The sequence below is a fragment of the Mycobacterium marinum genome (assembly GCF_003391395.1).
Lineage (GTDB): Bacteria > Actinomycetota > Actinomycetes > Mycobacteriales > Mycobacteriaceae > Mycobacterium > Mycobacterium marinum.
Genome location: NZ_CP024190.1, coordinates 1,091,708 through 1,114,497, shown reverse-complemented (window position 1 = coordinate 1,114,497; position 22,790 = coordinate 1,091,708). Strand labels below are relative to the sequence as shown.

General features: G+C 66.3%; 22 protein-coding genes and 3 tRNA genes. 9 read left to right on the top strand and 16 right to left on the bottom strand.

Annotated elements, in window-relative coordinates; translation table 11 throughout:
- Positions 1-66 precede the first annotated feature (66 nt).
- Both CCUG20998_RS04630 and CCUG20998_RS04625 read left to right on the top strand, forming a co-directional pair.
- On the top strand, positions 67-765 hold the full coding sequence (locus CCUG20998_RS04630) for a YciI family protein (protein ID WP_020731898.1): 699 nt from the start codon (positions 67-69) through the stop codon (positions 763-765).
- 15 nt (positions 766-780) lie between these two features.
- Positions 781-2,007, top strand: a complete 1,227-nt coding sequence (locus CCUG20998_RS04625; RefSeq protein WP_020731897.1) for an RNA polymerase sigma factor — start codon at positions 781-783, stop codon at positions 2,005-2,007.
- An 85-nt stretch (positions 2,008-2,092) separates the two neighbouring features.
- Here CCUG20998_RS04625 and rplA read toward each other — a convergent pair whose 3' ends face one another.
- From rplA to CCUG20998_RS04565, 12 genes are all read right to left on the bottom strand, one after another.
- Entirely contained in the window at positions 2,093-2,800 is a 708-nt protein-coding gene (gene rplA, locus CCUG20998_RS04620) for a 50S ribosomal protein L1 (RefSeq protein ID WP_020731896.1), read from the bottom strand.
- Positions 2,801-2,887: 87 nt separating this feature from the next.
- On the bottom strand, positions 2,888-3,316 hold the full coding sequence (gene rplK / locus CCUG20998_RS04615; protein WP_020731895.1) for a 50S ribosomal protein L11: 429 nt from the start codon (positions 3,314-3,316) through the stop codon (positions 2,888-2,890).
- A 46-nt stretch (positions 3,317-3,362) separates the two neighbouring features.
- The gene (gene nusG / locus CCUG20998_RS04610; protein WP_012392887.1) at positions 3,363-4,076 is read right to left on the bottom strand and encodes a transcription termination/antitermination protein NusG; all 714 of its coding nucleotides are present in this window, start codon (positions 4,074-4,076) and stop codon (positions 3,363-3,365) included.
- Between the two features lie 31 nt (positions 4,077-4,107).
- Positions 4,108-4,596 (bottom strand): preprotein translocase subunit SecE, encoded by a 489-nt coding sequence (gene secE, locus CCUG20998_RS04605; RefSeq protein ID WP_020731894.1) that lies wholly within the window; start codon positions 4,594-4,596, stop codon positions 4,108-4,110.
- 150 nt (positions 4,597-4,746) lie between these two features.
- A tRNA-Trp gene (locus CCUG20998_RS04600) sits at positions 4,747-4,819 on the bottom strand.
- Positions 4,820-4,966: 147 nt separating this feature from the next.
- Positions 4,967-5,467: a (3R)-hydroxyacyl-ACP dehydratase subunit HadC gene (gene hadC, locus CCUG20998_RS04595; RefSeq protein WP_020731893.1), complete on the bottom strand. Its 501-nt coding sequence runs from the start codon at positions 5,465-5,467 to the stop codon at positions 4,967-4,969.
- A gap of 11 nt (positions 5,468-5,478) precedes the next feature.
- Positions 5,479-5,907 carry a (3R)-hydroxyacyl-ACP dehydratase subunit HadB gene (gene hadB / locus CCUG20998_RS04590; RefSeq protein WP_020731892.1) on the bottom strand — a complete coding sequence of 143 codons (429 nt, stop codon included), beginning with the start codon at positions 5,905-5,907 and terminating at the stop codon, positions 5,479-5,481.
- On the bottom strand, positions 5,894-6,373 hold the full coding sequence (gene hadA / locus CCUG20998_RS04585) for a (3R)-hydroxyacyl-ACP dehydratase subunit HadA (protein WP_038578879.1): 480 nt from the start codon (positions 6,371-6,373) through the stop codon (positions 5,894-5,896). Before hadA ends, hadB begins: the two co-directional genes overlap by 14 nt.
- A gap of 50 nt (positions 6,374-6,423) precedes the next feature.
- Positions 6,424-6,591, bottom strand: coding sequence for a 50S ribosomal protein L33 (gene rpmG / locus CCUG20998_RS04580; protein WP_011738995.1), 168 nt, complete (start codon positions 6,589-6,591; stop codon positions 6,424-6,426).
- 47 nt (positions 6,592-6,638) lie between these two features.
- Positions 6,639-6,712: transfer RNA gene (locus CCUG20998_RS04575), tRNA-Met, on the bottom strand.
- Positions 6,713-6,764: 52 nt separating this feature from the next.
- A tRNA-Thr gene (locus tag CCUG20998_RS04570) sits at positions 6,765-6,837 on the bottom strand.
- 141 nt (positions 6,838-6,978) lie between these two features.
- The gene (locus CCUG20998_RS04565) at positions 6,979-7,188 is read right to left on the bottom strand and encodes a type II toxin-antitoxin system VapB family antitoxin (RefSeq protein ID WP_012392884.1); all 210 of its coding nucleotides are present in this window, start codon (positions 7,186-7,188) and stop codon (positions 6,979-6,981) included.
- Between the two features lie 110 nt (positions 7,189-7,298).
- Between CCUG20998_RS04565 and CCUG20998_RS04560 the strand changes: the two genes are divergently transcribed.
- The 3 genes from CCUG20998_RS04560 (at position 7,299) to CCUG20998_RS04550 (ending at position 9,807) form a co-directional block, all read left to right on the top strand.
- Positions 7,299-8,015 carry an MBL fold metallo-hydrolase gene (locus CCUG20998_RS04560; protein WP_038578876.1) on the top strand — a complete coding sequence of 239 codons (717 nt, stop codon included), beginning with the start codon at positions 7,299-7,301 and terminating at the stop codon, positions 8,013-8,015.
- A 160-nt stretch (positions 8,016-8,175) separates the two neighbouring features.
- Positions 8,176-9,030 carry a hypothetical protein gene (locus CCUG20998_RS04555; RefSeq protein ID WP_036457280.1) on the top strand — a complete coding sequence of 285 codons (855 nt, stop codon included), beginning with the start codon at positions 8,176-8,178 and terminating at the stop codon, positions 9,028-9,030.
- An 81-nt stretch (positions 9,031-9,111) separates the two neighbouring features.
- Positions 9,112-9,807 (top strand): crotonase/enoyl-CoA hydratase family protein, encoded by a 696-nt coding sequence (locus CCUG20998_RS04550; protein ID WP_020731888.1) that lies wholly within the window; start codon positions 9,112-9,114, stop codon positions 9,805-9,807.
- Between the two features lie 28 nt (positions 9,808-9,835).
- Here CCUG20998_RS04550 and CCUG20998_RS04545 read toward each other — a convergent pair whose 3' ends face one another.
- The 3 genes from CCUG20998_RS04545 to CCUG20998_RS04535 all read right to left on the bottom strand — a co-directional run bounded on the left by CCUG20998_RS04545 (position 9,836) and on the right by CCUG20998_RS04535 (position 11,927).
- The gene (locus CCUG20998_RS04545) at positions 9,836-10,840 is read right to left on the bottom strand and encodes a patatin-like phospholipase family protein (protein WP_020731887.1); all 1,005 of its coding nucleotides are present in this window, start codon (positions 10,838-10,840) and stop codon (positions 9,836-9,838) included.
- 22 nt (positions 10,841-10,862) lie between these two features.
- Positions 10,863-11,327 (bottom strand): cyanase, encoded by a 465-nt coding sequence (cynS, locus tag CCUG20998_RS04540; protein ID WP_020727456.1) that lies wholly within the window; start codon positions 11,325-11,327, stop codon positions 10,863-10,865.
- Positions 11,328-11,411: 84 nt separating this feature from the next.
- Complete coding sequence (locus CCUG20998_RS04535; RefSeq protein WP_036457277.1) at positions 11,412-11,927, bottom strand: nitroreductase family protein; 516 nt, start codon at positions 11,925-11,927, stop codon at positions 11,412-11,414.
- Positions 11,928-11,977: 50 nt separating this feature from the next.
- On the opposite strand from CCUG20998_RS04535, the gene recC reads away from it, so the two are divergent.
- From recC to recD, 3 genes are read left to right on the top strand one after another with little or no spacing between them, the layout of a single operon-like run.
- The gene (recC, locus tag CCUG20998_RS04530) at positions 11,978-15,277 is read left to right on the top strand and encodes an exodeoxyribonuclease V subunit gamma (protein ID WP_103654016.1); all 3,300 of its coding nucleotides are present in this window, start codon (positions 11,978-11,980) and stop codon (positions 15,275-15,277) included.
- Positions 15,277-18,609: an exodeoxyribonuclease V subunit beta gene (recB, locus tag CCUG20998_RS04525; RefSeq protein WP_103654017.1), complete on the top strand. Its 3,333-nt coding sequence runs from the start codon at positions 15,277-15,279 to the stop codon at positions 18,607-18,609. The genes recC and recB overlap by 1 nt, the downstream gene beginning before the upstream one ends.
- Positions 18,606-20,369, top strand: coding sequence for an exodeoxyribonuclease V subunit alpha (gene recD / locus CCUG20998_RS04520; RefSeq protein WP_020731883.1), 1,764 nt, complete (start codon positions 18,606-18,608; stop codon positions 20,367-20,369). The genes recB and recD overlap by 4 nt, the downstream gene beginning before the upstream one ends.
- 20 nt (positions 20,370-20,389) lie before the next feature.
- Here the strand turns inward: recD and CCUG20998_RS04515 are convergent, their stop codons facing one another.
- Positions 20,390-21,331 (bottom strand): class I SAM-dependent methyltransferase, encoded by a 942-nt coding sequence (locus tag CCUG20998_RS04515; RefSeq protein WP_020731882.1) that lies wholly within the window; start codon positions 21,329-21,331, stop codon positions 20,390-20,392.
- 131 nt (positions 21,332-21,462) lie between these two features.
- Here CCUG20998_RS04515 and CCUG20998_RS04510 point away from each other — a divergent pair, with 131 nt between their 5' ends.
- On the top strand, positions 21,463-22,725 hold the full coding sequence (locus tag CCUG20998_RS04510; protein WP_020731881.1) for a metal-dependent hydrolase family protein: 1,263 nt from the start codon (positions 21,463-21,465) through the stop codon (positions 22,723-22,725).
- Positions 22,726-22,790 lie beyond the last annotated feature (65 nt).

The following is a 22,790-nucleotide window of genomic DNA, read 5'->3' as shown; positions in this document are numbered from 1 at the left end:
CCTTGTTCGTCAAAAGGGTAGAGAGTGAGACAACGGGTTTCGCTCGCTATCCGGAGGTGACCGCAAATGCACTACTTCGCCTTGTTGATCAGCAAGGAGCGCGACCGCACGCCCAGCGAGGGGGCGGCCGAGATGGCGGCCTACGAAGCGTTCCATGCCCAGGCCGCCTCGGCGATCCGCGGCGGCGACGCACTACTGCCCGCCGCTGATGCCGCGCAGATCACCGGGGGCCCGAATGCGCCGGTCATTACCGACGGCCCGTTCGCCGAAGGCGCCGAGGTCGCGGGCGGATACTACGTATTCGAAGCCGAGAACCTCGATGAGGTACTCGAACTGGCCCGTGCTATCCCGGCCGCCAAGTACGGTGCGGTTGAGGTGTGGCCGATGGCCGGGCCGGGTCTGCCCACACAGCCACTGCAGGGCAGCAATTGGATTGCGCTGTTGCTCGAGCCGCCCGAGCGAGCGGTCGCGCCCGGCACCCCGGAGTGGGAGGCAATGGCCGCACAGCACCAGCAGTTCGGCGCGGCGGCCAGCGAGCACATCAAGGCCGGCGCCGGCCTGCATCCGCCGTCCACCGCGACCACGGTGCGGGTGCGCGATGGCCAGGTTCTCATCACCGACGGCCCGTATGTCGAAGGTGCCGAGGTCGCCAATGGCTACTACGTGCTCAGCGCCGCCGACCGGGACGAGGCCGTCAAGTTGGCCTCGATGATCCCCGCCTCGACCGTGCTGGTGCGAGAACTGGCCGGCGTTTCGGGCCTCTAGCCTCAGACGTCACGAATGGCCAACCTGGACGGCGTCTTCCGCCGGGAGTGGGGATCTGCCGTCGCCGCGCTGGCGCGGTGGTCCGGCGACCTCACCATCGCTGAGGACGCCGTCCAGGAAGCCTGTGCCGAGGCGCTGCGCGCCTGGCCCCGGGACGGCGTACCCGACAGTCCCGGCGGCTGGCTGGTCACGGTGGCGCGCAACCGCGCGCGAGACCGGCTCCGACGCGAATCCGCTCGTCCCGCGAAAGAATTGGCCTACGTCGTGAACGACATCGGTGCTATCCGGGCGCGAACCGAACACAGCGACCCACATCCGGTTCGCGACGATGAGCTGCGCATGATGTTCACCTGCGCGCACCCGGCACTGGACCGCCAATCGCAACTGGCACTGACGCTGCGGTTGGTGTCCGGGTTGACCGTCACCGAGATCGCCCGGGCACTATTGCAGACCGATGCGGCCATCGGTCAGCGCATCACCCGCGCCAAGAACAAGATCCGCCATGCCAACATCCCGCTGCGGGTGCCGCCCGCGGAACTGTTGCCCGAACGCACACCTCACGTACTGGGCTGCATCTACTCGGTGTTCACCGAGGGGTATTGGGCGACGGCAGGCCCGTCGGCGATTCGCGACGAGCTCTGCGATGAGGGGGTCCGGCTGACGCAAGAGCTGTGCGCGCTGATGCCGCAGGAGCCGGAGACGCATGCCCTGGCGGCGCTGGTGTTACTGCATGATTCACGACGGGCGACGCGGGTGGACGAGGCCGGGGCCCTGGTGCCCCTCGACGAGCAAGACCGGTCCCGATGGGATCACGGCCGCATCGCCCGTGGACTGGACCGGCTGCGGCGGGCCAGCGGATCCAGGGGACCCTATCTACCGCAAGCGGTGATCGCCGCATTGCATGCGACCGCGCCGTCCTGGGAGCACACCGACTGGACCACCATCTGCGCGGCATATGACCGGCTGTTGCAGCTGACGGACTCGCCGGTGGTGCTAGCCAACCGCGCGCTGGCGGTGGGTTTCCGCGATGGTCCCGACGCCGGCCTGGCCGCGCTGGAAGAAGTTGCCCACGACCCGCGGCTGAGCCACTCGAACCTGGTTGCGTCGGCGCGGGCCGACCTGTTGCGACGCGCCGGACGAGGCGCCGAGGCGCTCCGGTGGTATCGAGTTGCGCTGGACTCCAACGGCTCCGAACCGAGCCGCGGGTTCCTGCAACGGCGCATCGCCGAATGTCAGGGGTAGACCTACCCGCCGAGCAGACACATAATCGCATCGCCTCGGCGATTTGGGTGCGATTTTGTGTCTGCTCGCGAGGAGGCGCGAGGGGTTAGGCCTCGGTGAAGTTCCGGGTGACCGACGGGTCGACCGGGATGCCCGGACCCGTGGTCGTCGACACGGTGATCTTCTTCAGGTAGCGGCCCTTGGACGCCGACGGCTTGAGCCGCAGCACCTCATCGATAGCGGCGCCGTAGTTCTCCGCCAGCTTGTTCTCTTCGAAGGACGCCTTGCCAATGACGAAGTGCAGGTTGGCCTGCTTGTCCACCCGGAAGTTGATCTTGCCGCCCTTGATGTCGGCGACGGCCTTGGCGACGTCGGGAGTGACGGTGCCGGTCTTGGGGTTGGGCATCAGACCGCGCGGGCCCAGCACGCGGGCAATGCGCCCAACTTTCGCCATCTGGTCAGGCGTCGCGATCGCGGCGTCGAAGTCCAGGAAGCCGCCCTGGATCTTCTCGATCAGGTCGTCGCTGCCGACGACGTCGGCTCCAGCGGCGACGGCAGCGTCAGCCTTCTCACCCACCGCGAACACCGCGACACGGGCCGTCTTACCGGTGCCGTGCGGCAGGTTGACGGTGCCACGCACCATCTGGTCGGCCTTACGCGGGTCGACACCAAGCCGGATGGCCACCTCGACGGTCGCATCCTGCTTGGTCGATGAGGTCTCCTTGGCCAGCTTGGCGGCCTGCAGGGGGGTGTAGAGGTTGCTGCGGTCCACCTTCTCGGCCGCGGCGCGGTATGCCTTGCTGTTCTTGCTCATGTGTTATCCAATCCGATGTTGGGTCGTGGTTATCAAGCAGGCCGAAGCTGGCCCTCCCACGGGTCTTGATTTGTCGGTGCTGCAAACCTATTCGACGGTGATGCCCATCGACCGGGCGGTGCCGGCGATGATCTTGGCAGCGGCGTCGATGTCGTTGGCGTTGAGGTCCGTCTTCTTGGTCTCGGCGATTTCGCGAACCTGATCCCAGGTGACCTTGGCGACCTTGGTCTTGTGCGGCTCCGCGGAGCCCTTGGCCACGCCCGCGGCCTTGAGCAGCAGCTTGGCGGCCGGCGGCGTCTTCAGCGCGAACGTGAAGCTACGGTCCTCATAGACCGTGATCTCCACCGGAATAACGTTGCCACGCTGGCTTTCCGTCGCGGCGTTGTACGCCTTGCAGAACTCCATGATGTTGACGCCGTGCTGGCCCAACGCGGGGCCGACTGGCGGTGCCGGGTTGGCCTGCCCAGCTACGATCTGCAGCTTGATCAGACCGGCGACTTTCTTCTTCGGGGCCATGACGTCTCGATTGTTCCTTCCCTGATTAAAGACCTGGTTTGCCCAGTTAGATCTTGGAGACCTGGTTAAAGGTCAATTCCACCGGTGTTTCCCGGCCGAAGATGGAGACCAGCACCTTGAGCTTCTGCTGCTCCGCGTTGACCTCGTTGATTGTCGCCGGCAGGGTGGCAAACGGTCCGTCCATGACGGTGACCGATTCGCCGACTTCGTAGTCGACCTCGAGCACCGGGCGTTCCAAGCCGCCCGCTTCGGCGACGGCGGCGGTGCTGGCGGCCTTGGCGGTCTTCTTCGCGGCACCCCGCGGCAAGAGGAACTTCACCACGTCGTCAAGGGTGAGCGCCGACGGACGCGAGGTCGCACCGACGAACCCGGTGACTCCGGGCGTGTTGCGTACCGCGGCCCAGGAATCATCGGTCAGGTCCATGCGCACCAGGATGTAGCCGGGCAGCACCTTGCGGTTGACCTGCTTGCGCTGGCCGTTCTTGATCTCGGTCACCTCTTCGGTGGGCACTTCCACCTGGAAGATGTAGTCGCCGACGTCAAGGTTCTGCACACGGGTTTCGAGGTTGGCTTTGACCTTGTTCTCGTAGCCCGCGTAGGAGTGCACGACGTACCACTCGCCGGGCTTACTGCGCAGCTCCGCTTTGAGCGCAACGGCCGGGTCGACCTCTTCAGCCGGGACCTCTACGTCCGCAGGGATACCGGGCTCTTGCAGGTCGACCGCCTCACCCGCGGACGTGTCACCGTCGAAGGTAGTCACGGTCTTCAGTCCTCTCTATCACTTCGAAGTCTCAGCCGAACACCAACAGCATGAGCTTGCTCAAGCCCAAATCGGCGCTGCCGACCAGCGCCACCATGAAGGCCAGAAACACCAGCACCACTGACGTGTAGGTGAGCATCTGCTTGCGGTTGGGCCAGATCACCTTCCGCATCTCGGCTACAACCTGCTTCAGGTAGTTGTAGACGAATACGAACGGGCTAGCGGCCCGCGCCGCCGGCTTGCTGGCCGTCTTCGGCTTCTTGGCCTTGGCAGCCTTCGACGTTTCCTTTTTGGCGTCCTTTTTGGCACCTTCCTCGGACGCCTGGGCCTCGGTCGATGACTGCTCGTCGTCGGCGTCTTCGGCTGCCGTCGCGCGCTGCCTGGACCGCTTGCCGGTCGGGCGTTGGGGCCGCACCGCCGATTTGGTTACCAGCGCAGTCCGGCCACCGCTGGCGCGGTCGTCCTCAGTTGCGCCGCCGTCACTCGTGGCGTCGTTGGCAGCGTCGCCCTCGTCGCTCACCGCGTGCTCCTTTGTTCGCTAACTGTCCCGCCGGCCGTCCCGCCGGCACCGTGGGGGACCCTCCCAGTGTCCAGCATGGCACGTTACCTATGGTCCGTCTCCTACTCAGGCCATCGGGACCTGCATCGTCGTCGGACGTCTTGCCTTCAGCAGGGGCGACAGGACTTGAACCTGCAACCTGCGGTTTTGGAGACCGCTGCTCTGCCAGTTGAGCTACGCCCCTTCGCGGTTGGCGGGCCAACCAGCTTGTGCTCGGGGCTTACATGACACGCGCGCCCTCCGGTCGGCGATCGCGAACCGACGGACAGCGCGCTGATGTTGGGAAAACCCCGAGGTCCAAGTGTACATCGGCACAGGAGTCAGATACTAATTACGCGGTTCTGATGACCTGCCCGGATTCTTTGTCCCATTTGAGCTGGACGGAGTTGTCACCCTCGTGCCCCATCAGCGTGGTGTATGCCTCCAGAACCAGCTCACCGTCGTGGTTGATACACGTGTTCTTGGTGACGACGATGTCGGCGCCAAAACGCTCGTCCACCGAATGCACGTCCATGCGGGCAAAGAGCTTGTCGCCCGCACACACCGGTTTGACGAAGATGAACTTCTGGTCGACCTGGACGATCTGCATCGTCTCCATACCCACGTCGACATTCCTGAAGAAATCGTTCTGGACAAGTTTGGCAAAGATCGACACGAAGGTTATCGGTGCAACGATGCCCCGGTAGCCCAGTTCGGCTGCCGCGGCCTCATCGAAACTGGCCGGATCATCGCACTTGATCGATAACGCGAATTGGCGAACTTGCTCGCGGCCCACCTCGAAGTAGTCCGGATATTGCCAAGTCATCCCGCGGATGTCAGTCTTCAGAGCCATGAACTGCCTGCCTACGCCAGCTTCGCCGACGCGATGGCCCGACCGAAGATTTTCTTGCCATTAGCCATTGCCGTCAGGGCAATCGTCACCGACTTGGTTTCCGGATCCACCGACTTGACCCGGCCGCTGAAGACCAGCTCGGCACCCTTGCCGTCGTTGGGTACGGGCGCCACGGCCGTGAAACGCACGTTGTATTCGGTCACCGCGCCCGGGTCCCCGACCCAGGACGTGACATAGCCGCCGCCGATACCCATCGTCAGCATGCCGTGGGCGATCGCGGTGTCCAAGCCCACTACCTTGGCGATCTCGTCGTCCCAGTGGATCGGGTTCAGGTCGCCCGAAACACCGGCATAGTTCACCAGATCCTGACGGGTGAGCGGATAGGTCTTCTCCGGAAGCTGGTCTCCGACCTTGACCGAGTTGAACTCACGCAGTGGCATCAGAAAATCCTTCTTCCCCATCCTCGCCGGCACGGCCCGCGAGGGTCGTGTAGGTCTCTTGTACGACGTCACCGGCTTCGTTGGTGATGATGTTCTTGGTCACGATGATCTCAGTGCCATGCGCCCGCCGCATCGAATCCACGTATACGTCGCAGTAGAGCTTGGCGCCGGCGACGATTGGCTTGGCGAACTTCAACACTTGGTCGACCTGGACGATCTGCTGGTCGCTGACCTCGATGTTCGCATACTTGAAAAACTCCGACTGCGCCTTGTACCCAAACACGCTGATGAACGTCAACGGAGCCAACAAACCCTTATATCCGAGGTCCGCGGCCGCCCCTTCCTCAAAGAACGACGCGTCGTCGTTCAGGACAGCCTCGGCATACTCGCGGATCTTTTCCCGCTCCACCACATAATGGTCGGGATACCGGAAATGCATCCCGACGATGTCTTCGGTCAAGGCCACGGCTCTAAAACCTACCTAATCACCGCAAACGACTCGTCCAGCACGGCCGGTTAACGCGTTTCGCGGTGCGCCTGGTGCGAACCGCAGTTACGGCAGAACTTCTTCAGTTCCAGCCGGTCCGGGTCGTTACGACGGTTCTTCTTGGTGATGTAGTTGCGGTGCTTGCACACCTCGCATGCCAAGGTGATCTTCGGCCGGACATCGGTACTTGAAGCCATGGCGGTTTCTCTCTCAAATCTCTGTCAAAAATCTCGTTGTTGTGTTGTAGCGATGGCCGGACTCGAACCGGCGACCTAACGATTATGAGTCGTTCGCTCTAACCGACTGAGCTACATCGCCTCTGACCCAACCCGACTTGGGTCGGGGCCGCCCGCCTGCTCGGCGTCCGCCGAGCCCCCTAACGGAATCGAACCGTTGACCTTTTCCTTACCATGGAAACGCTCTACCGACTGAGCTAAGGGGGCCGTGCACCCGAGGCGACCGGTCGTGCCACGGGCAAAAAAGAGGGTACAACCTGCCCCGTGGCCTAACCAAACCACGAGCAAGATCGCGTGCGTCGCCCACCGATCTTCCCATCATCGCCGGAGGGTCGCGCACCACTGGGATCAGCCGCTACGGCCGCCTTTGTGCGGATCCCAGACGCTGAGATCGCTGAACTCGTCGTACTCGTCGTCGCCACCACCGTTCTCGCCGGCCTCGGCGAGAAGGGTTCGTAGTGCGAGGTGGACGACCTCTCGCGGACCCGCCAGACGGTAGCGACGGATCGCTTCTTGGACCAGATCGTCGTCAATCTCGATCTCGACCTTCTTCAGCATGGGCCAACAATACCCACCGGGATGTGATGAGGAGCGACCAGTAGAACCCAGAGAAGCCAAAGGGCCCCGCCGGAATTGGACCTGTAACCGCGCGGATCTAGGCTGAAGGCGTGTCAGATTCGGATCGGTTGTACTTCCGGCAGCTGCTTTCCGGCCGCGACTTCGCCGTCAACGACATGATCGCCGCGCAAATGCGCAACTTCGCCTACCTGATCGGCGACCACGAGACCGGGGACTGCGTGGTGGTCGACCCCGCCTACGCCGCCGGAGATCTCGTCAACGCGCTGGAAGCCGATGACATGCATTTATCCGGGGTTTTGGTGACCCACCATCATCCCGACCACGTCGGCGGCTCGATGATGGGTTTCGAGCTCAAGGGCCTGGCCGAGCTGCTGGAGCGGGTTAGCGTGCCGGTGCACGTGAACACCCATGAAGCGTTGTGGGTTTCGCGCGTCACCGGCATCCCGATGAGCGACCTGACCACCCACGAGCACCGCGACAAGGTCAGCGTCGGCGATATCGAAATTGAGCTCCTGCACACGCCGGGCCACACCCCGGGCAGTCAGTGTTTCCTGCTCGACGGACGGTTGGTGGCCGGCGACACGCTATTCCTGGAAGGCTGTGGACGGACCGATTTTCCGGGCGGCGACTCCGATGAGATATTCCGCAGCCTGCAACAGCTTGCCGCGCTTCCGGGCGATCCGACGGTGTTCCCCGGGCATTGGTATTCGGCGGAACCGAGCGCGTCGCTGTCGGAGGTCAAGCGTTCCAATTTCGTCTACCGCGCCGCCGATCTGGCCCAGTGGCGCATGCTGATGGGTGGCTGACGGGCCCGCTGGCGTCCGGTTGCCGGGCACCCGCGAGGCGGCCATCGCTCACGTCGCCGCCGATTACACCCACGACAATGCGTGGGACGGCCGTCTACGATCAGGTCAGTTGGAGTTCGCCGCGTAATCGCTGTGGTGGTACAAGCGAAAGGTGCAGTCCATGGGGTGGGGGCAAAGTAATAGCTGGCAAGTGATGGCTGGGAAAGCCGGGTTAGGCAACGTCGAGTCCAGCACCTGGTTGGCCATTGCCGCCTGGGCAGCGCTGGCGGTTGTCGCCGTGGCGCTGATCGTGATGTATCGCCAGATCCAGCGCAACCAGCAGCTGACCTCCGAGCAGGCCAGACCCTACGTATCGATGCTGATGGAGCCGCACATCACGGACTGGCATGTGATCGAGCTGGTGGTCAGGAACTTCGGCCGCACCGCCGCCTACAACGTTCAGTTCTCCTTCCCCCGTCCTCCCACAGTGGCCGAATACGAGAATGCGTCCGACGGCTACGCCGATGTCGTGGAACTGCAGCTGCCCCGCGAGTTGCCGACGCTGGCACCCGGTCAGGAATGGCGGATGGTGTGGGACTCCGCGCTGGACCGCGCCGAAATCGGTCAGGGGGTTGAATCCCGCTTCGAGGGGACGGTGACCTACTACGACCGTCCCGACCAGCCGCGCGGGTGGCGATTCTGGCACCGGCCGCGACGCCAACTGCAAACGCAGGTGGTGCTCGACTGGGAGGCGCTGCCGCCCGTCCAGCGGATCGAGCTGATGACGACCCACGATCTGGCAAAGCGGGAGAAGCAGAAGCTGGAGCTGCTGCGCAGCGTGCTGACCTATTTCCACTACGCGAGCAAGGAGACGCGCCCCGACGTCTTCCGCAGCGAGATCGAGCGGATCAATCGCGCCGTGGCGGAAACCCAGGACCGGTGGCGCACCCGGCAGGTCGACCAGCCCACCGACGTCAGCCTGCGCTGGGGCGATGTCGAAAACGAGCTGGGCAAACACCGCAACCAACAGGTCTGACGGTCCACAACATCCGGTCGCGCGGCACGCCGCCATGGTGATCTGATTCAATCGACGGGCTGCCGTATCGAAGGAGTAACCATGAGCGGGCCGGTCACCTACACCCACGACGACGCCATCGGCGTCATCCGAATGGATGACGGCAAAGTCAACGTGCTGGGCCCGACCATGCAGCAGGCACTCAACGAAGCGATTGACGCCGCCGACCGCGACAACGTCGGGGCGCTGGTGATCGCGGGCAACCATCGAGTGTTCAGCGGCGGCTTCGACCTCAAGGTGCTGACTTCGGGCGAGGCCAAGCCCGCGATCGACATGCTCCGCGGCGGATTCGAGCTGTCCTACCGGCTGTTGTCCTACCCCAAGCCGGTGGTGATCGCCTGCACCGGCCACGCGATCGCGATGGGCGCATTCCTGTTGTGCTCCGGCGACCACCGGGTGGCCGCCCACGCCTACAACATCCAGGCCAACGAGGTCGCGATCGGTATGACGATCCCCTACGCGGCGATGGAGGTGTTGAAGCTGCGGCTGACCCCGTCGGCATACCAGCAAGCCGCCGGGCTAGCCAAGACCTTCTTCGGCGAAACCGCGCTGGCTGGCGGATTCATCGATGAGATCTCGCTTCCCGAGGTGGTGCTCAGCCGCGCTGAAGAAGCCGCGCGCGAATTCGCCGGGCTCAATCAGCAGGCCCACAACGCCACCAAGTTGCGGGCCCGCGCTGAGGCACTCAAGGCCATCCGCGCCGGCATCGACGGGATCGAAGCAGAGTTCGGACTGTAGAAGTCTCCGTCGCCGGCCACCGCGCCGGTTAGCCAAACCGCCGGAACCGGTGCAGGTAGTCGGCCCAGTCCCAGGTCGACAGAAACGCCTCCGCCGCCGCATAGCCCCGCTGGTATAGCTCGTCCAGGCGGGCTCTGCCGATACCGAAATCGAGCACGCCGACGTCGGTCGATGCCACCGCGATCGTGCGGGCGCTGACCCACGGCTGGCTGAGATGGGCTTGATCGTGACCGACCAGCATGGTGGTGAACAGGCTTTCCAGCAGTGCCGACTGCTGCAGGAATCGCAACGGCCGCAATGCGGGAAACGCCTGTTCGATGCCCTCCGCCAGTTTGGGTATCACCGTGATCCCGAAGGTGGGCCAGCGCGGCGGCTTGGTGTCGGTGCGGTCCAGTGAGTCGACCGGAAAGTTCGACAGCACACCGCCGTCGACGAGGGTGGAGCGCAGCCCATCGCTACTGGTCAGCGCGACCGGTGGATAGATGAACGGAATCGCCATCGATGCGCGAACTGCCGATGCCACCGACTGTTCGTCCGGGTCCACCCCGTAGACCCGGCGATAGTCCCACGGCAGCCGCACCAGCTGCGCCCTGGTCACATCCGCCACCGTGATGGCCACCCGGTAGCGCTCTTCGGCCGGCAGCTCGTCGTCATCGAGGGCTAGATCACCAAATGTCGTCACACCGAGGTTCTCGAGTTCGCCGCGGATCCAGTCATATGCGGCGTCGCCGCGGTACATTGCCGAATCTCGCACCAACCCCCACGCGGAACCCAGGATCGGAACCGGTGCCGCGTCACGCCATTTGCTCAGCGGCACCGACAATGCGAGTTCGCGGATCTGGTCGCTGGAGAGCTGGTTACCCTGCGTCCCGGCGGCCGCGATCACCGCCACCACCGATCCGGCCGAGACGCCCGACACCCGATAGGTCTGATAGCCGTCGTCCATGAGCCGGGCGATCGCTCCGACCAGACCCATGAACTTGACGCCGCCCCCGGACAAGACCAGGTCCACGGGCTTGGAACCGTGCTTCATCGACTGACCGCCCGCAGCACCGTTACCCGCGGTTGTCTTCTGCCGAAACCCACTGGTAGGGAAGGAACTTTCCGTCCAGGGTCAACACCACCCGGTCCCCGGTCGGATGGGATTTCTTGTGCATGTCAACGCTGAAGTTGATCGCGCTCATGATGCCGTCGCCGAACTGCTCGTGGATCAGCTCCTTGATGGCACCGCCATAGACCTGAAGCGCCTCGTACAAGCGGTAGATGGTGGGGTCGGTCGGAACCGCGTCGGGCAGCCCGCCACGCATGGGCGGCGCCGCGAGCACCGCAACCACGGACTCGTCCAGGCCCAGCATCTCGACCAGAACCTTGCCCAGCTCGACGGGAATGGGGTGCTGGCCGAGCAATGCCGAGGTGGTCCACAGCACCGGCCGGTCGATGGCATCGGCAAGTTGTTGCCACGTCAACCCGCGCACCAACCGGGCGACGACGATCTCTTCGGTGATCTGGTTTCTGTTCATGGCCCCCAGCATGCCGGTCGGCGACGACGCCGCCTGCCTCAGGTGCTACCGGCAGGACCGCCGCCGCCGGCCCGCCCGGGTGGATCACCAGCGTCCGTAGTGCACGACCTCGGCGAAGGTCCGCCGATTCGGCTTACGGATAGGAACGAGCGGGCGGTCAGCGGGATATCCGACGCCAAGCAGGTAGGCGACCAGGTGGTCATCGGGGACACCGAGGATCGCGCGCGCCTTGTCCTGGTCGCCCACCGAGGAATGACCGGTGCCGATCCCCAAGTCGGTGGCCGCGATCATCATCGCCATCGTCGCCTGACCGACGTCGTACTGGTCTATCACCTTCCTGCGCTCATCCGGCGGGACCGGAATCACCAGGGCGATCGCGGCCGCGGCCGCGGCAATATGGCCGGCGCCCATCCAGACCGTCGAGAGTTCCTGCAGCGCAGACCGTTCGGTGACGATGACAAAGTCCCACGGTTGGCGGTTCTTGGCCGATGGGGCCCGCCACCCGGCCTCGGCGATCCGGTTCAGGTCATCCTCTGACACCGGCTCCGGCAGGTACTGACGCACATTGCGCCGCGCGCAGATCGCATCCCAGGCTTGCATGCAACCCATGCTGCCATCGCCGTGGTCGGGCCGGTCTATCGTGGCGGCCGATGCCCCTTCACCTCCACCGCGCCGAGCGCACCGATCTACTTGCCGATGGCCTCGGCGCGCTCCTGGCTCAACCGCTGGCGGATCCGTTCGCCGAAGAGTTGGTATTGGTTCCGGCACGCGGCGTGGAACGCTGGCTCAGTCAGCGTCTCTCGCACCTGTTGGGACATGCGCCCGGCGGCGGCGACGGGGTGTGTGCGGGTGTGTCCTTCCGTAATCCGCGATCGTTGATCGCCGAGATCACCGGCACCGCCACCGACGATCCCTGGTCACCGGAAGCGATGACCTGGCCCCTGCTGGAAGTCATCGACGGCTCACTGGAAGAACCCTGGTGCGCGACGCTGGCAAGACATCTGGGCCACTTCGACGTCGGGCCTGAGGCCGAGTTACGTCGGGGACGCCGGTATTCGGTGGCGCGCCGCCTGGCCGGACTGTTCGCCTCCTACGCCCGGCAGCGTCCCCGGGTGCTGTCCGATTGGCTCGATGGCGGGCGGGGCGACCTGCATCCCGATCTGAGCTGGCAGGCCGAACTGTGGTGCGCGCTGGTCGCGGTCGTGGGCGCCGATCCCCCACGCCTCCGCCACGAAAAGACCCTCACCGCGCTGCGTGCCCGACCGGCCGGCCTGCCGCCGCGGCTGTCGCTATTCGGTCACACCCGGATGGCGGTCACCGACATCGAGCTGCTGGGCGCGCTGGCCACCCATCACGAACTGCACCTGTGGCTGCCCCACCCCAGTGCGGCCTTGTGGCGCTCGCTGGCCGACCTGCACGGTGTGGTGCCGCGGCGCGCCGACGCCAGCCATCGCCGCGTCGTCCATCCGCTGCTGGCGACCCTCGGGCGGGACCTGCGCGAGCTGCAACGCGGCCTCCCCGCCGATCCAGCGACCGACGAGGCACTCGGCGCCACTACCCGACCGGATACCCTGCTCGGCTGGCTGCAGTCCGACTTGGCCGCCAACCAGGTCCGGCCGGGAAACCGAACGTTGGTCGCCGGCGATCGGTCCATCCAGGTGCACAGCTGCCACGGGCCCGCCCGTCAGATCGACGTGCTGCGTGAGGTCCTGCTCGGCCTGCTCGCCGATGACCCGACGCTGGAACCTCGCGACATCCTGGTGATGTGCCCCGACATCGAAACGTATGCGCCGTTGATCGTCGCGGATTTCGGGCTCGGTGACGTGATGCACGGCGTGCACCCCGCGCATCGGCTTCGGGTACGGCTCGCCGACCGCTCACTGCTGCAAACCAATCCGCTGCTCGGCGTGGCGTCGCAGCTGCTGATGCTGGCCGGTAGCAGGGTCACCGCCAGCGAGGTGCTCAACCTCGCCCAGGCCGCCCCGGTGCGGGCCCGGTTCGGCTTCGCCGACGACCACCTCGAGGACATCACCAGATGGGTCCGGCAGTCGAATATCCGGTGGGGTTTCGACCAGGAGCACCGCAAGCCCTACGGGGTCGACTTCGTGCACAACACTTGGCGTTTCGGCATCGACCGGGTGCTGGCCGGCGTCGCCATGTCGGAAGCGTCGCACGCCTGGATCGACGCGACGCTGCCGCTCGACGATGTCGGCAGCAACCGGGTGGAATTGGCCGGTCGATTCGCCGAATACATCGACCGGCTGCGACAGGTGGTCGATTCGCTCACCGGTACCCGACCGCTGCGGGAGTGGCTGGCCGCGTTGACCAACGGCATCGCCCTGCTGACCCGCGTCGACGAGGGCGACGCCTGGCAGTCCGATCAGATGCAACGCGAGTTCGCCGAGGTATCGCGCACGGCCGGACGGTGGGTCGAGACGATGTTGCGGCTGCCCGACATCCGCGCGCTGCTGCAACGACACCTCGCCGGACGGCCCACCCGCGCCAACTTCCGCACCGGCACCCTGACCGTCTGCACCATGGTTCCGATGCGCTCGGTCCCCCACCGGGTGGTCTGCCTGGTCGGCCTCGACGACGGCGTGTTTCCACGCCAAGGTGTCGTCGACGGCGACGACGTGCTGGCCCGCAGCCCGATGACCGGCGAGCGTGACATCCGTTCGGAGGATCGCCAATTGCTGCTCGACGCGATCGGTGCGGCCACCGAGAACCTGGTCATCACCTATACCGGCGCCAATGAGTATTCGGGTCAGCGCAAGCCACCGGCGGTACCGCTGGCCGAGCTACTCGACACCCTGGACATGACCACAACAGAGCAGGTCCGCGGCCGCGTCGTGGTCGAGCACCCGTTGCAGCCGTTCGACGTTCGCAACGTGACGCGCGGGGCGCTGATGCCCGGCGTGCCGTTCAGCTTCGATCCGACCGTGCTGCGGGCGGCGCGGGCGGCCGCCGGCGAACGCGCACAGCAGCCGAGGTTCATCGGCGCACCCTTGGCCCCCCCACCCGCCGATGACGTGGCGCTCGCCGACCTGGTCGCCTTCTTCAAGGACCCGGTGAAGGGTTTCTTCCGGGCCCTCGATTACACGCTGCCGTGGGATGTCGACGGTGTCGAAGACGCCATGCCGGTCGACATCAACGCGCTCGAGGAATGGACGGTCGGCGATCGGATGCTGGCCGACATCCTCAGCGGCATGGCACCGGATGAGGCCCGACAGGCGGAATGGCGGCGCGGCACGTTGCCGCCCGGCCAGCTCGGCTGGCGCAAAGTGACCGAAATCCGTGACCAAGCGGCCTTGCTGGCCGCCGCGGCGCTACGGCACCGCCGAGCCGACGCGGCGGCATATGACGTTGACATCGACCTGGGTTCGCGAAGGTTGACCGGCACGGTGGCGCAAGTGTTCGGCGATCGTCTGGTGTCGGTGACCTATTCCAAGCTCGACGGCAAACATCTACTCGAATCCTGGATACCGTTGTTGGCGTTGTTCGCTCACGCTGGGGCCCACGACTGGTCGGCCGTCTGCATCGGCCGGCAGAAACGGGGTACCGTGCCCCGCCAGGCGGGGCTGGGGCGCCCCCGCGAACAGCCGGTGGAGCTGCTTCGAGATTTGGTGGCGATCTATGACGCTGGACGCCGTGAGCCAATTCCGTTGCCGATCAAGACATCCTATGCCTGGGCGGCCGCCCGGCACTGCGGCGACGATCCGGTGCGGGAGGCGTCATTTCGGTGGAAGTCCAGCGACCGCTACCCGGCTGAGGACCAGGCACCGGCTCACGTTCGGACCTGGGGAAGGAACGCGAGACTGACCGATCTGATGCAACCGGTGCGTGCCGAATCCGAGCGTGCAGCCTGCCCCAACGGTGAAGACAACCGGCTCGGGGCCTTCGCCGCGCGGCTCTGGCTGCCGATGCTGCGCGCCGAGCGGGACCCCGGCTGATGCGCCCCTTCGATCTGCTCGGCCCACTGCCCGCCGAGAATTCCACCACGGTGCTCGAGGCCAGCGCCGGCACGGGCAAGACATTCGCGTTGGCCGCGCTGGTGACCCGCTACGTCGCGGAGGGACGGGCCCGGCTCGACGAGATGCTGCTCATCACCTTCGGGCGGGCGGCCAGTCAGGAACTTCGTGAGCGGGTCCGATGCCAAATGGTCGATGCGGTGCGGGTTTTCCACGACTCCCGCAACGGCTCCGATGACGCGGACCCCGCCGGCGACAACCAACTGCTGGCTCACCTGCTCGACGGCAGCGCCGCCGAGCGCGACGCGCGTCAGCAGCGCCTGCGCGACGCGCTGGCCGGATTCGATGCGGCAACCATTGCCACCACACACCAGTTCTGCCAGCTGGTGCTCAAGTCTTTGGGCGTCGCGGGTGACACCGACGCGGGTGTGACGCTGGTCGAAGACCTCGACGAGCTGGTCACCGAGATTGTCGACGATCTCTACCTGGTGCACTTCGGCCGTGACCGCGATGACCCCCCGCTGACCTACCGCGACGCACTGCGGATCGCCAGGGCGGTGGTCGCCAACCCGTCCACCCAGCTGCGGCCGCTGGATGCGCCGCCCGGATCCCGGGCCGCGGTCTGTGTCGGTTTCGCCCATCACGTTCTCGAAGAGCTGGAAACCCGCAAGCGGCGTCGGGGCATCCTCGGCTACGACGACCTGCTGCTGCGGCTGGCCGATGCCCTCGCTAGCGAGGACTCTGCGGCCCGGGCGCGAATGCAGCAGCGCTGGCCGGTGGTCATGGTCGATGAGTTCCAGGACACCGACGCGGTGCAGTGGCAGGTGATCGACAGCGCGTTCAGTGGGCGCTGCACACTGATTCTCATCGGCGACCCCAAGCAGGCCATCTACGCATTCCGCGGTGGCGACATCGTCACCTACCTGCACGCGGCGCAAACCGCCGGGGACAAGCGGACGCTGGCCACCAACTGGCGCAGCGACAGCGCGCTGGTCGATCGGTTGCAGGTGGTGTTGCGCGGCGCTGAACTCGGCGATCCCGCAATCGTGGTGCGCGATGTCAAGGCCCACCACCAGGGGCACCGGCTCACGGGCGCGCCGCACAACGACGCCCTGCGGCTGCGGGTGGTACGCCGGGCCACGTTGGGCCGCAGGGGAATCCAGAACCTGCCCATCGACATTCTGCGCGATCACATCGGCCGTGATCTCGCCTCCGACATCGGTGCGTTGCTGGCCTCCGGGGCGACATTTGCCGGCAGAGCACTGCAGGCCAATGACATCGCCGTGATTGTCGAGAAGCACAAGGACGCGCGGGCCTGCCATCGCGCGCTCACCGACGCCGGGATTCACGCGGTCTACACCGGCGACACCGATGTGTTCAGCTCCGAAGCCGCCGACGACTGGCTAGCGCTGCTGGAGGCGTTCGACCAGCCGCATCGCCCCGGGATCGTGCGCGCCGCCGCCGCGACGATGTTTTTCGGCAAGACCGCCAACGATCTTGCCCGTGGCGGCGATGCGCTCACCGATCGCGTCGCAGAGACCCTGCGGGAGTGGGCGGACTACGCCCGCGAGCGGGGGGTGGCCGCCATCTTCGAGGCCGCGCAGTTGGGCGGTATGAGCGACCGCGTGCTGTCGTGGCAGGAGGGCCAGCGGCACATGACCGACCTGGCCCACGTGACGCAGCTGCTGCAGGAGGTCTCCCACCGGGAGCGCTATACCCTTCCGGCGCTGCGAGACTGGCTGCGCGGCCAGCGCGAGGATCGCGGTGGCGCTACCGAACGCAACCGCCGGATCGATAGCGACGCCGCGGCCGTCCAGATCATGACGGTGTGGGTGAGCAAGGGTCTGCAGTATCCGGTGGTGTACCTGCCATTCGCCTTCAACCGCAACATTCAGGAACGCGAACTGGTGCTGTTTCACGACCGGGGCACGCGCTGCCTGCATATCGGCGGCAAGGACTCCCCCGATTTCGGCACGGTCGAGAGGCTGGGCGCCAAAGAGGCTGCCAACGACGACAGCCGATTGACCTACGTTGCGATGACGCGGGCCCAGTCGCAAGTGGTGGCTTGGTGGTCACCGGCCTATGACGAACCCAACGGCGGGCTGTCACGGCTGCTGCGGGGCCGGCGTCCCGGCGACTCGGTGGTACCTGACCGCGCCACCCCTGCCAAGATCACCGACGAGGATGCCTGGGACCGGTTTCAGCAATGGCAGGCCGCCGGAGGGCCGACGGTGGAAGAGTCCGTCATCGCCCCGGCACCGGCGATTGCCGGCCAGCCGGCGCCGTCCGAGCTGGCCACCCGCCGGTTTGACCGCGGCATCGACATCAGGTGGCGGCGCACGTCGTATTCGGGATTGATCAGGATGGCCGAGGCGACCGGCGTCAGCAGTGAGCCGGAGGTGACCGAACGCGATGATGAAGTCGCCGAGGTTCCGTTGACCGAGGTGGTGATGTCCGGGACCGAGCAGCCTTCTCCCATGGCGGATCTCCCATCCGGCGCGAAGTTCGGCTCACTGGTGCACGCCGTGCTGGAGACCAGCGATCCCTTCGCCATCGATCTCGCCGCCGAGCTGGAATCCCAGATCCGGGTGCAATCCGCGTGGTGGCCGGTGCAGGTGCCCGCAGCCCAGCTTGCCGCGGCGATGGTCCCGATGCACGACACCCCGCTGGGCCCGCTGGCCGGCGGATTGACGCTGCGCCAAATCGGGCTACCGGACCGATTGCGGGAGATGGACTTCGAGTTTCCGTTGGCCGGAGGCGATGAGGCTGATGCCGGGGGCCACGCACCCGATCTCCGGCTGGCCGACGTCGGGGCGCTGTTGCGGGCGCACCTGGACGCATCCGACCCGCTGGCGCCATATGCCGATCGGTTGAGCGGGGGCGCGCTTGGCGGTCAGTCGCTGCGCGGGTATCTCAGCGGTTCGGTCGACGCGGTGTTACGGATTCCCGACGGGCCGGGCCAGCGGTATCTGGTCGTCGACTACAAGACCAACTGGCTGGGTGACCCCGACCGCCCGTTGACCGCCGCCGACTACCACCGTCCCCGGCTGATCGAGGCGATGCTGCACTCCGACTATCCGTTGCAGGCGTTGCTGTACACCGTTGTGCTGCACCGTTTTCTGCGCTGGCGCCAGCCAGGATACGATCCGGCCCGACACCTGGGCGGCGTGCTGTACCTGTTCGTCCGCGGGATGTGTGGTCCCGACACTCCCATGCTGGACGGACACCCCGCCGGGGTGTTCAGCTGGTCGCCTCCGGCCGCTCTGGTGGCGGCGTTGTCCGATCTGCTTGATGCGGGCAGGGCCCTCGCATGACCATCGAGGTTGTCGACCCGGCGGACTGGCGGCAGGCCGCGAGCGCGTCCGGACCGCTGCGGACGTTCAATGAAGCCGGTGTCATCGATGCGGCCGATGTCCATGTCGCGCAACGCCTTGCGGCCATGTCTGGCGAGTCCGACCCGGTGGTGTTGCTGGCCATCGCGTTCGTGGTGCGCGCGCTGCGGGGCGGTTCGGTGTGTGTCGACCTGTCCACCATCGAGGCACAAGTCGGGATCGCCGAACTCCCCTGGCCGGCGGCCGGCGAATGGCTGGCCGCGGTTCGGGCCAGCCCGCTGGTCGGGTCACCGACGGTGCTGCGCCTGCACGAGGACAATCTGGTCTATCTGGACCGGTACTGGCGCGAAGAACAGCAGGTCGCCGACGACATCGCGGCCCTGCTGGCCGCCCGGGCCAGCGCATCGAGCCCGGCTATCGAGGTCAACCGGCTGTTTCCACCCGGCTACGAAGAGCAGCGCGCGGCCGCGAAGATTGCGCTGGCGCAGGGCTTGACGGTGCTGACCGGTGGACCGGGGACCGGTAAAACCACCACGGTGGCGCGGCTGTTGGCCCTGTTCGCCGAGCAGGCACAGCTCGCCGGCAAGGCGCGACTGCGCATTGCACTGGCCGCACCGACCGGCAAGGCCGCGGCCAGACTGCACGAGGCGGTGCAGTCGCAGATCGACAAACTCGATGCCGTAGATCAGCAACGGGTTCGTGGGCTACAGGCGACCACATTGCACCGGCTGCTGGGCAGCCGGCCCGACACCTCATCACGGTTTCGCCATCATCGCGGCAATCGGCTGCCGCATGACGTGATCGTCATCGATGAGACGTCGATGGTATCGCTGACCATGATGGCTCGCCTGCTCGAAGCGGTGCGTCCGCAGACGCGGCTGCTTCTTGTCGGCGATCCCGACCAACTGGCGTCGGTGGAGGCGGGCGCGGTGTTGGCCGACCTGGTGGACGGACTGGGCGCGCGCCACGACACCCACGTCGCGGCACTGCGCAGACTGCATCGGTTCGGCGAGTCGATCGGCCAGTTGGCGGCGGCCATCCGCGGCGGCGACGCCGACCGGGTTGTCGAGATCTTGCGGGCGGGCGACGACCACATCGAGTGGATCAACGCCGCCGACCCGACCCCGCAGCTGCGCAATGTGCTGCTGCCACACGCCCTCGAGCTTCGACACGCCGGCGCGCTCGGTGATACCGCGGCCGCGCTGGCAACACTCGACGAGCAACGGCTGTTGTGCGCACACCGGCGTGGACCGTATGGAATCGCGCACTGGAACCACCAGGTGCAGAGATGGCTCACCGAAGCAACGGGCGAGCCGATCTGGTCGAGCTGGTATGCCGGACGGCCGGTGTTGGTGACCGCCAACGACTATGGGCTCGGCGTGTACAACGGCGACACCGGGGTGGCCGTCCTGGATGGCACGAACCGCGCCGCGACTCCGGGCGCGCTGCGGGTCGTCATCGCCGGCGCGCAGGAGCCGCTGAAGTTCGCGACCAGCCGACTATCTGATGTGGAAACCATGCATGCCATGACGATCCACAAGAGCCAGGGCAGTCAAGCCGACGACGTGACCGTGCTGCTGCCGCCGGCGGATTCCCGGTTACTGACCCGCGAACTGTTCTACACGGCGGTAACCCGGGCCGCCCGCAAGGTGCGCATCGTCGGGCCGGAATGCGACGTACGGGCCGCGATCGCGCGCCGGGCGATCCGGGCGACCGGGTTGCGTTCCCGATTGCAGCCGTGACGGCGCCCGCCTAGTCGCGACTACTTGCGCTGCGCGGCGACGAACAGGTTCGTGGGCACCCGGTCCTCGACCTGAGCTGCGGCCGCGCGGCCGTAACCGGCCATCAGCTCGCCCGACGGCGTCACCGTAACGTCCCAGTCGTGACGCCGGAACCAGTCGCCGACGTCTTCGCGTTCCTCGAAGTACCACAGTTCGTCGGTGCGGGGGATCTCCCGCTGCGGCTCCACGCGCGCCATCACCGCCCGGATCCGCTCCATCCGGGCACTTCGGTTGGCCCGAACCTGCGGGTCGAGGAACTTCGGCCCCAGCGCCTCGACGGCGATGCGGCTTGCGCGCACGGTCAGTCCCTGAACCCGCTCGAACAGCAGGTCCTGGGCCACCGCGGGCAAGTACGGCATCAGCCCTTCGGCGGACCAGACGCTGGGCATCGAAGGGTCAAAACCGGCCTGGCGCAGCACGGTCGGCCAGTCCTGACGAAGGTCTACCGCGACCGCGACCCGGCCGCAGGCGGGTTCGGCCCCGTGCTCGGCCAACGTCGCAGCCTTGAACTCCAGCACCCTGGGCTGGTCGAGTTCGAACACCGTCGTGCCGGCTGGCCAGGGCAGCCGCCAGGCGCGCGAGTCCAGTCCGGCCGCCAGGATCACCGCCTGACCGATCCCCGCGCGCGTCGCGTCCAGGAAGAACTCGTCGAAAAACGCCGTCCGCGAGGCCATGTAGCTGACCATCGCCTCCATCTGCAGCGGCAGATCCGGTTCGATTTCGAGCAGTTCGGCCGGCAGTTGCGGCGCCGAGTGCCAGTTCCACACGCCGTCGCCGACCGCGTCGAGGAATACCTGTGCGAATGGATCGCTGATCAACGGATGCTGGCTTCGAGTCTCGGCCGCCCGCGCCGAAGCCACACCCAGCGCCGTCGCCCCGACGCTCTCGGTGATTTCCCAGCTGTCGTCCTCGGTCCGCGCCATGCCCGGCTCCTCCCGTCGATCAACGCCTCCCTGGCGAACATACGTCAGCAGCACGGGCACGGACGCGAGCCGCCGGCGGTTCAGCTGCGGGGATACACGTAACCTACAAGCACACTCGACGAGGAGCCCGGATGGAACCAAACGAGCTGCATATCTCAAACGTCAAGGTCTTCGACAGCGTCGACGGCCGGATCACCGGGCCGGTCGACGTGACCGTCCGCGGCCCCGTGATCGCCAGCATCGCACCGGCGGGCGCCGCGGCATTGTCCGACCCAGCCATCGACGGCACCGGCAAGACACTGTTACCCGGGCTGATCGATGCGCACTGGCATGCGATGTTCACCACCATCCCGGCAGCGCTGGCCCAGGTCAGCGAGTTCGGCTACGTGGTCGCCAGGGCCGTGGTCAGTGCCCGCGAGACACTGTTGCGCGGCTTCACCACCGTCCGCGACCTCGGTGGTCCGGTGTTCGGCGTCAAGCAGGCGATCGACGAGGGCTCGATTCCGGGCCCGCGGATCTACCCGGCGGGCGGCTTCATTTCCCAGTCGGGCGGGCACGGGGATTTCCGGCTGCCCAACGAGGTGCCGCGTGGGGTGTGCGGCCACCTGAGCTACACCGAGATCATCGGCGCGGCGGTGATCGCCGACGGCGAGGCCGAGGTATTGCGCGGGGCGCGGGAGATGCTGCGCCGCGGCGCGTCACAACTGAAGCTGATGGCCGGCGGTGGCGTCACCTCCGCATACGACCCGCTCGATGTTGCCCAGTTCACCGAGGCCGAAATGCGCGCGGCGGTGGAGGCCGCCGAAAACTGGGGCACCTACGTCACCGTGCACGCCTACACCCCTCGCGCCATCCGGGCCGCGATCGCCGCCGGTGTCCGCTGCGTCGAACACGGTCAACTGATCGATGAACCGACCGCCGCGCTGCTCGCCGAAAAGGACATCTGGTGGTGCCTGCAACCGTTCCTGGATGACGAGGACGCGGTGGCGGTGCCTCCCCCGAGCGTGCCCAAGTTCAAGCAGATGGTCGCGGGCACCGACACCGCATATCAGCTGGCGATCAAGCACGGCGTCAAGATCGCGTTCGGTACCGACACGTTGTTCGACGCCAAGCTCGCCAGCCGCCAGGGTGCTCAGCTGGCAAAGCTCACCCGCTGGTTCACGCCCGCCGAGGTGCTGCAGCAGGCGACGATCCGCAACGCCGAGTTGCTGGCGATGTCGGGGCCGCGCAACCCGTACCCGGGGCGGCTAGGCGTGGTTACCGAAGGCGCGCTGGCCGACCTGATCCTGGTCGACGGGGATCCGATTGCCGACATCTCGCTGATCGCCCGACCCGACGAGACGTTCACCACCATCATCAAGAACGGCCGGGTGGTCAAGGGTGCGGCGAGTTAGTCCAGCAACGGCACCGGAAAACGGTGTCCGTTAGGTCATTTCCCAAGCATCAGGTGCCCAGTCAC

Excerpts from the sequence above, each read along its gene's own strand:
- CCUG20998_RS04630 (WP_020731898.1), top strand. The coding sequence starts at position 67 with ATGCACTACTTCGCCTTGTTGATCAGCAAGGAGCGCGACCGCACGCCC.
- CCUG20998_RS04625 (WP_020731897.1), top strand. The coding sequence starts at position 781 with ATGGCCAACCTGGACGGCGTCTTCCGCCGGGAGTGGGGATCTGCCGTC.
- rplA (WP_020731896.1), bottom strand. The coding sequence starts at position 2,800 with ATGAGCAAGAACAGCAAGGCATACCGCGCCGCGGCCGAGAAGGTGGAC.
- rplK (WP_020731895.1), bottom strand. The coding sequence starts at position 3,316 with ATGGCCCCGAAGAAGAAAGTCGCCGGTCTGATCAAGCTGCAGATCGTA.
- hadC (WP_020731893.1), bottom strand. The coding sequence starts at position 5,467 with ATGGCTCTGAAGACTGACATCCGCGGGATGACTTGGCAATATCCGGAC.
- hadB (WP_020731892.1), bottom strand. The coding sequence starts at position 5,907 with ATGCCACTGCGTGAGTTCAACTCGGTCAAGGTCGGAGACCAGCTTCCG.
- rpmG (WP_011738995.1), bottom strand. The coding sequence starts at position 6,591 with ATGGCTTCAAGTACCGATGTCCGGCCGAAGATCACCTTGGCATGCGAG.
- CCUG20998_RS04565 (WP_012392884.1), bottom strand. The coding sequence starts at position 7,188 with ATGCTGAAGAAGGTCGAGATCGAGATTGACGACGATCTGGTCCAAGAA.
- CCUG20998_RS04555 (WP_036457280.1), top strand. The coding sequence starts at position 8,176 with ATGGGGTGGGGGCAAAGTAATAGCTGGCAAGTGATGGCTGGGAAAGCC.
- CCUG20998_RS04550 (WP_020731888.1), top strand. The coding sequence starts at position 9,112 with ATGAGCGGGCCGGTCACCTACACCCACGACGACGCCATCGGCGTCATC.
- CCUG20998_RS04545 (WP_020731887.1), bottom strand. The coding sequence starts at position 10,840 with ATGAAGCACGGTTCCAAGCCCGTGGACCTGGTCTTGTCCGGGGGCGGC.
- cynS (WP_020727456.1), bottom strand. The coding sequence starts at position 11,327 with ATGAACAGAAACCAGATCACCGAAGAGATCGTCGTCGCCCGGTTGGTG.
- CCUG20998_RS04535 (WP_036457277.1), bottom strand. The coding sequence starts at position 11,927 with ATGCAAGCCTGGGATGCGATCTGCGCGCGGCGCAATGTGCGTCAGTAC.
- recC (WP_103654016.1), top strand. The coding sequence starts at position 11,978 with ATGCCCCTTCACCTCCACCGCGCCGAGCGCACCGATCTACTTGCCGAT.
- recB (WP_103654017.1), top strand. The coding sequence starts at position 15,277 with ATGCGCCCCTTCGATCTGCTCGGCCCACTGCCCGCCGAGAATTCCACC.
- recD (WP_020731883.1), top strand. The coding sequence starts at position 18,606 with ATGACCATCGAGGTTGTCGACCCGGCGGACTGGCGGCAGGCCGCGAGC.
- CCUG20998_RS04515 (WP_020731882.1), bottom strand. The coding sequence starts at position 21,331 with ATGGCGCGGACCGAGGACGACAGCTGGGAAATCACCGAGAGCGTCGGG.
- CCUG20998_RS04510 (WP_020731881.1), top strand. The coding sequence starts at position 21,463 with ATGGAACCAAACGAGCTGCATATCTCAAACGTCAAGGTCTTCGACAGC.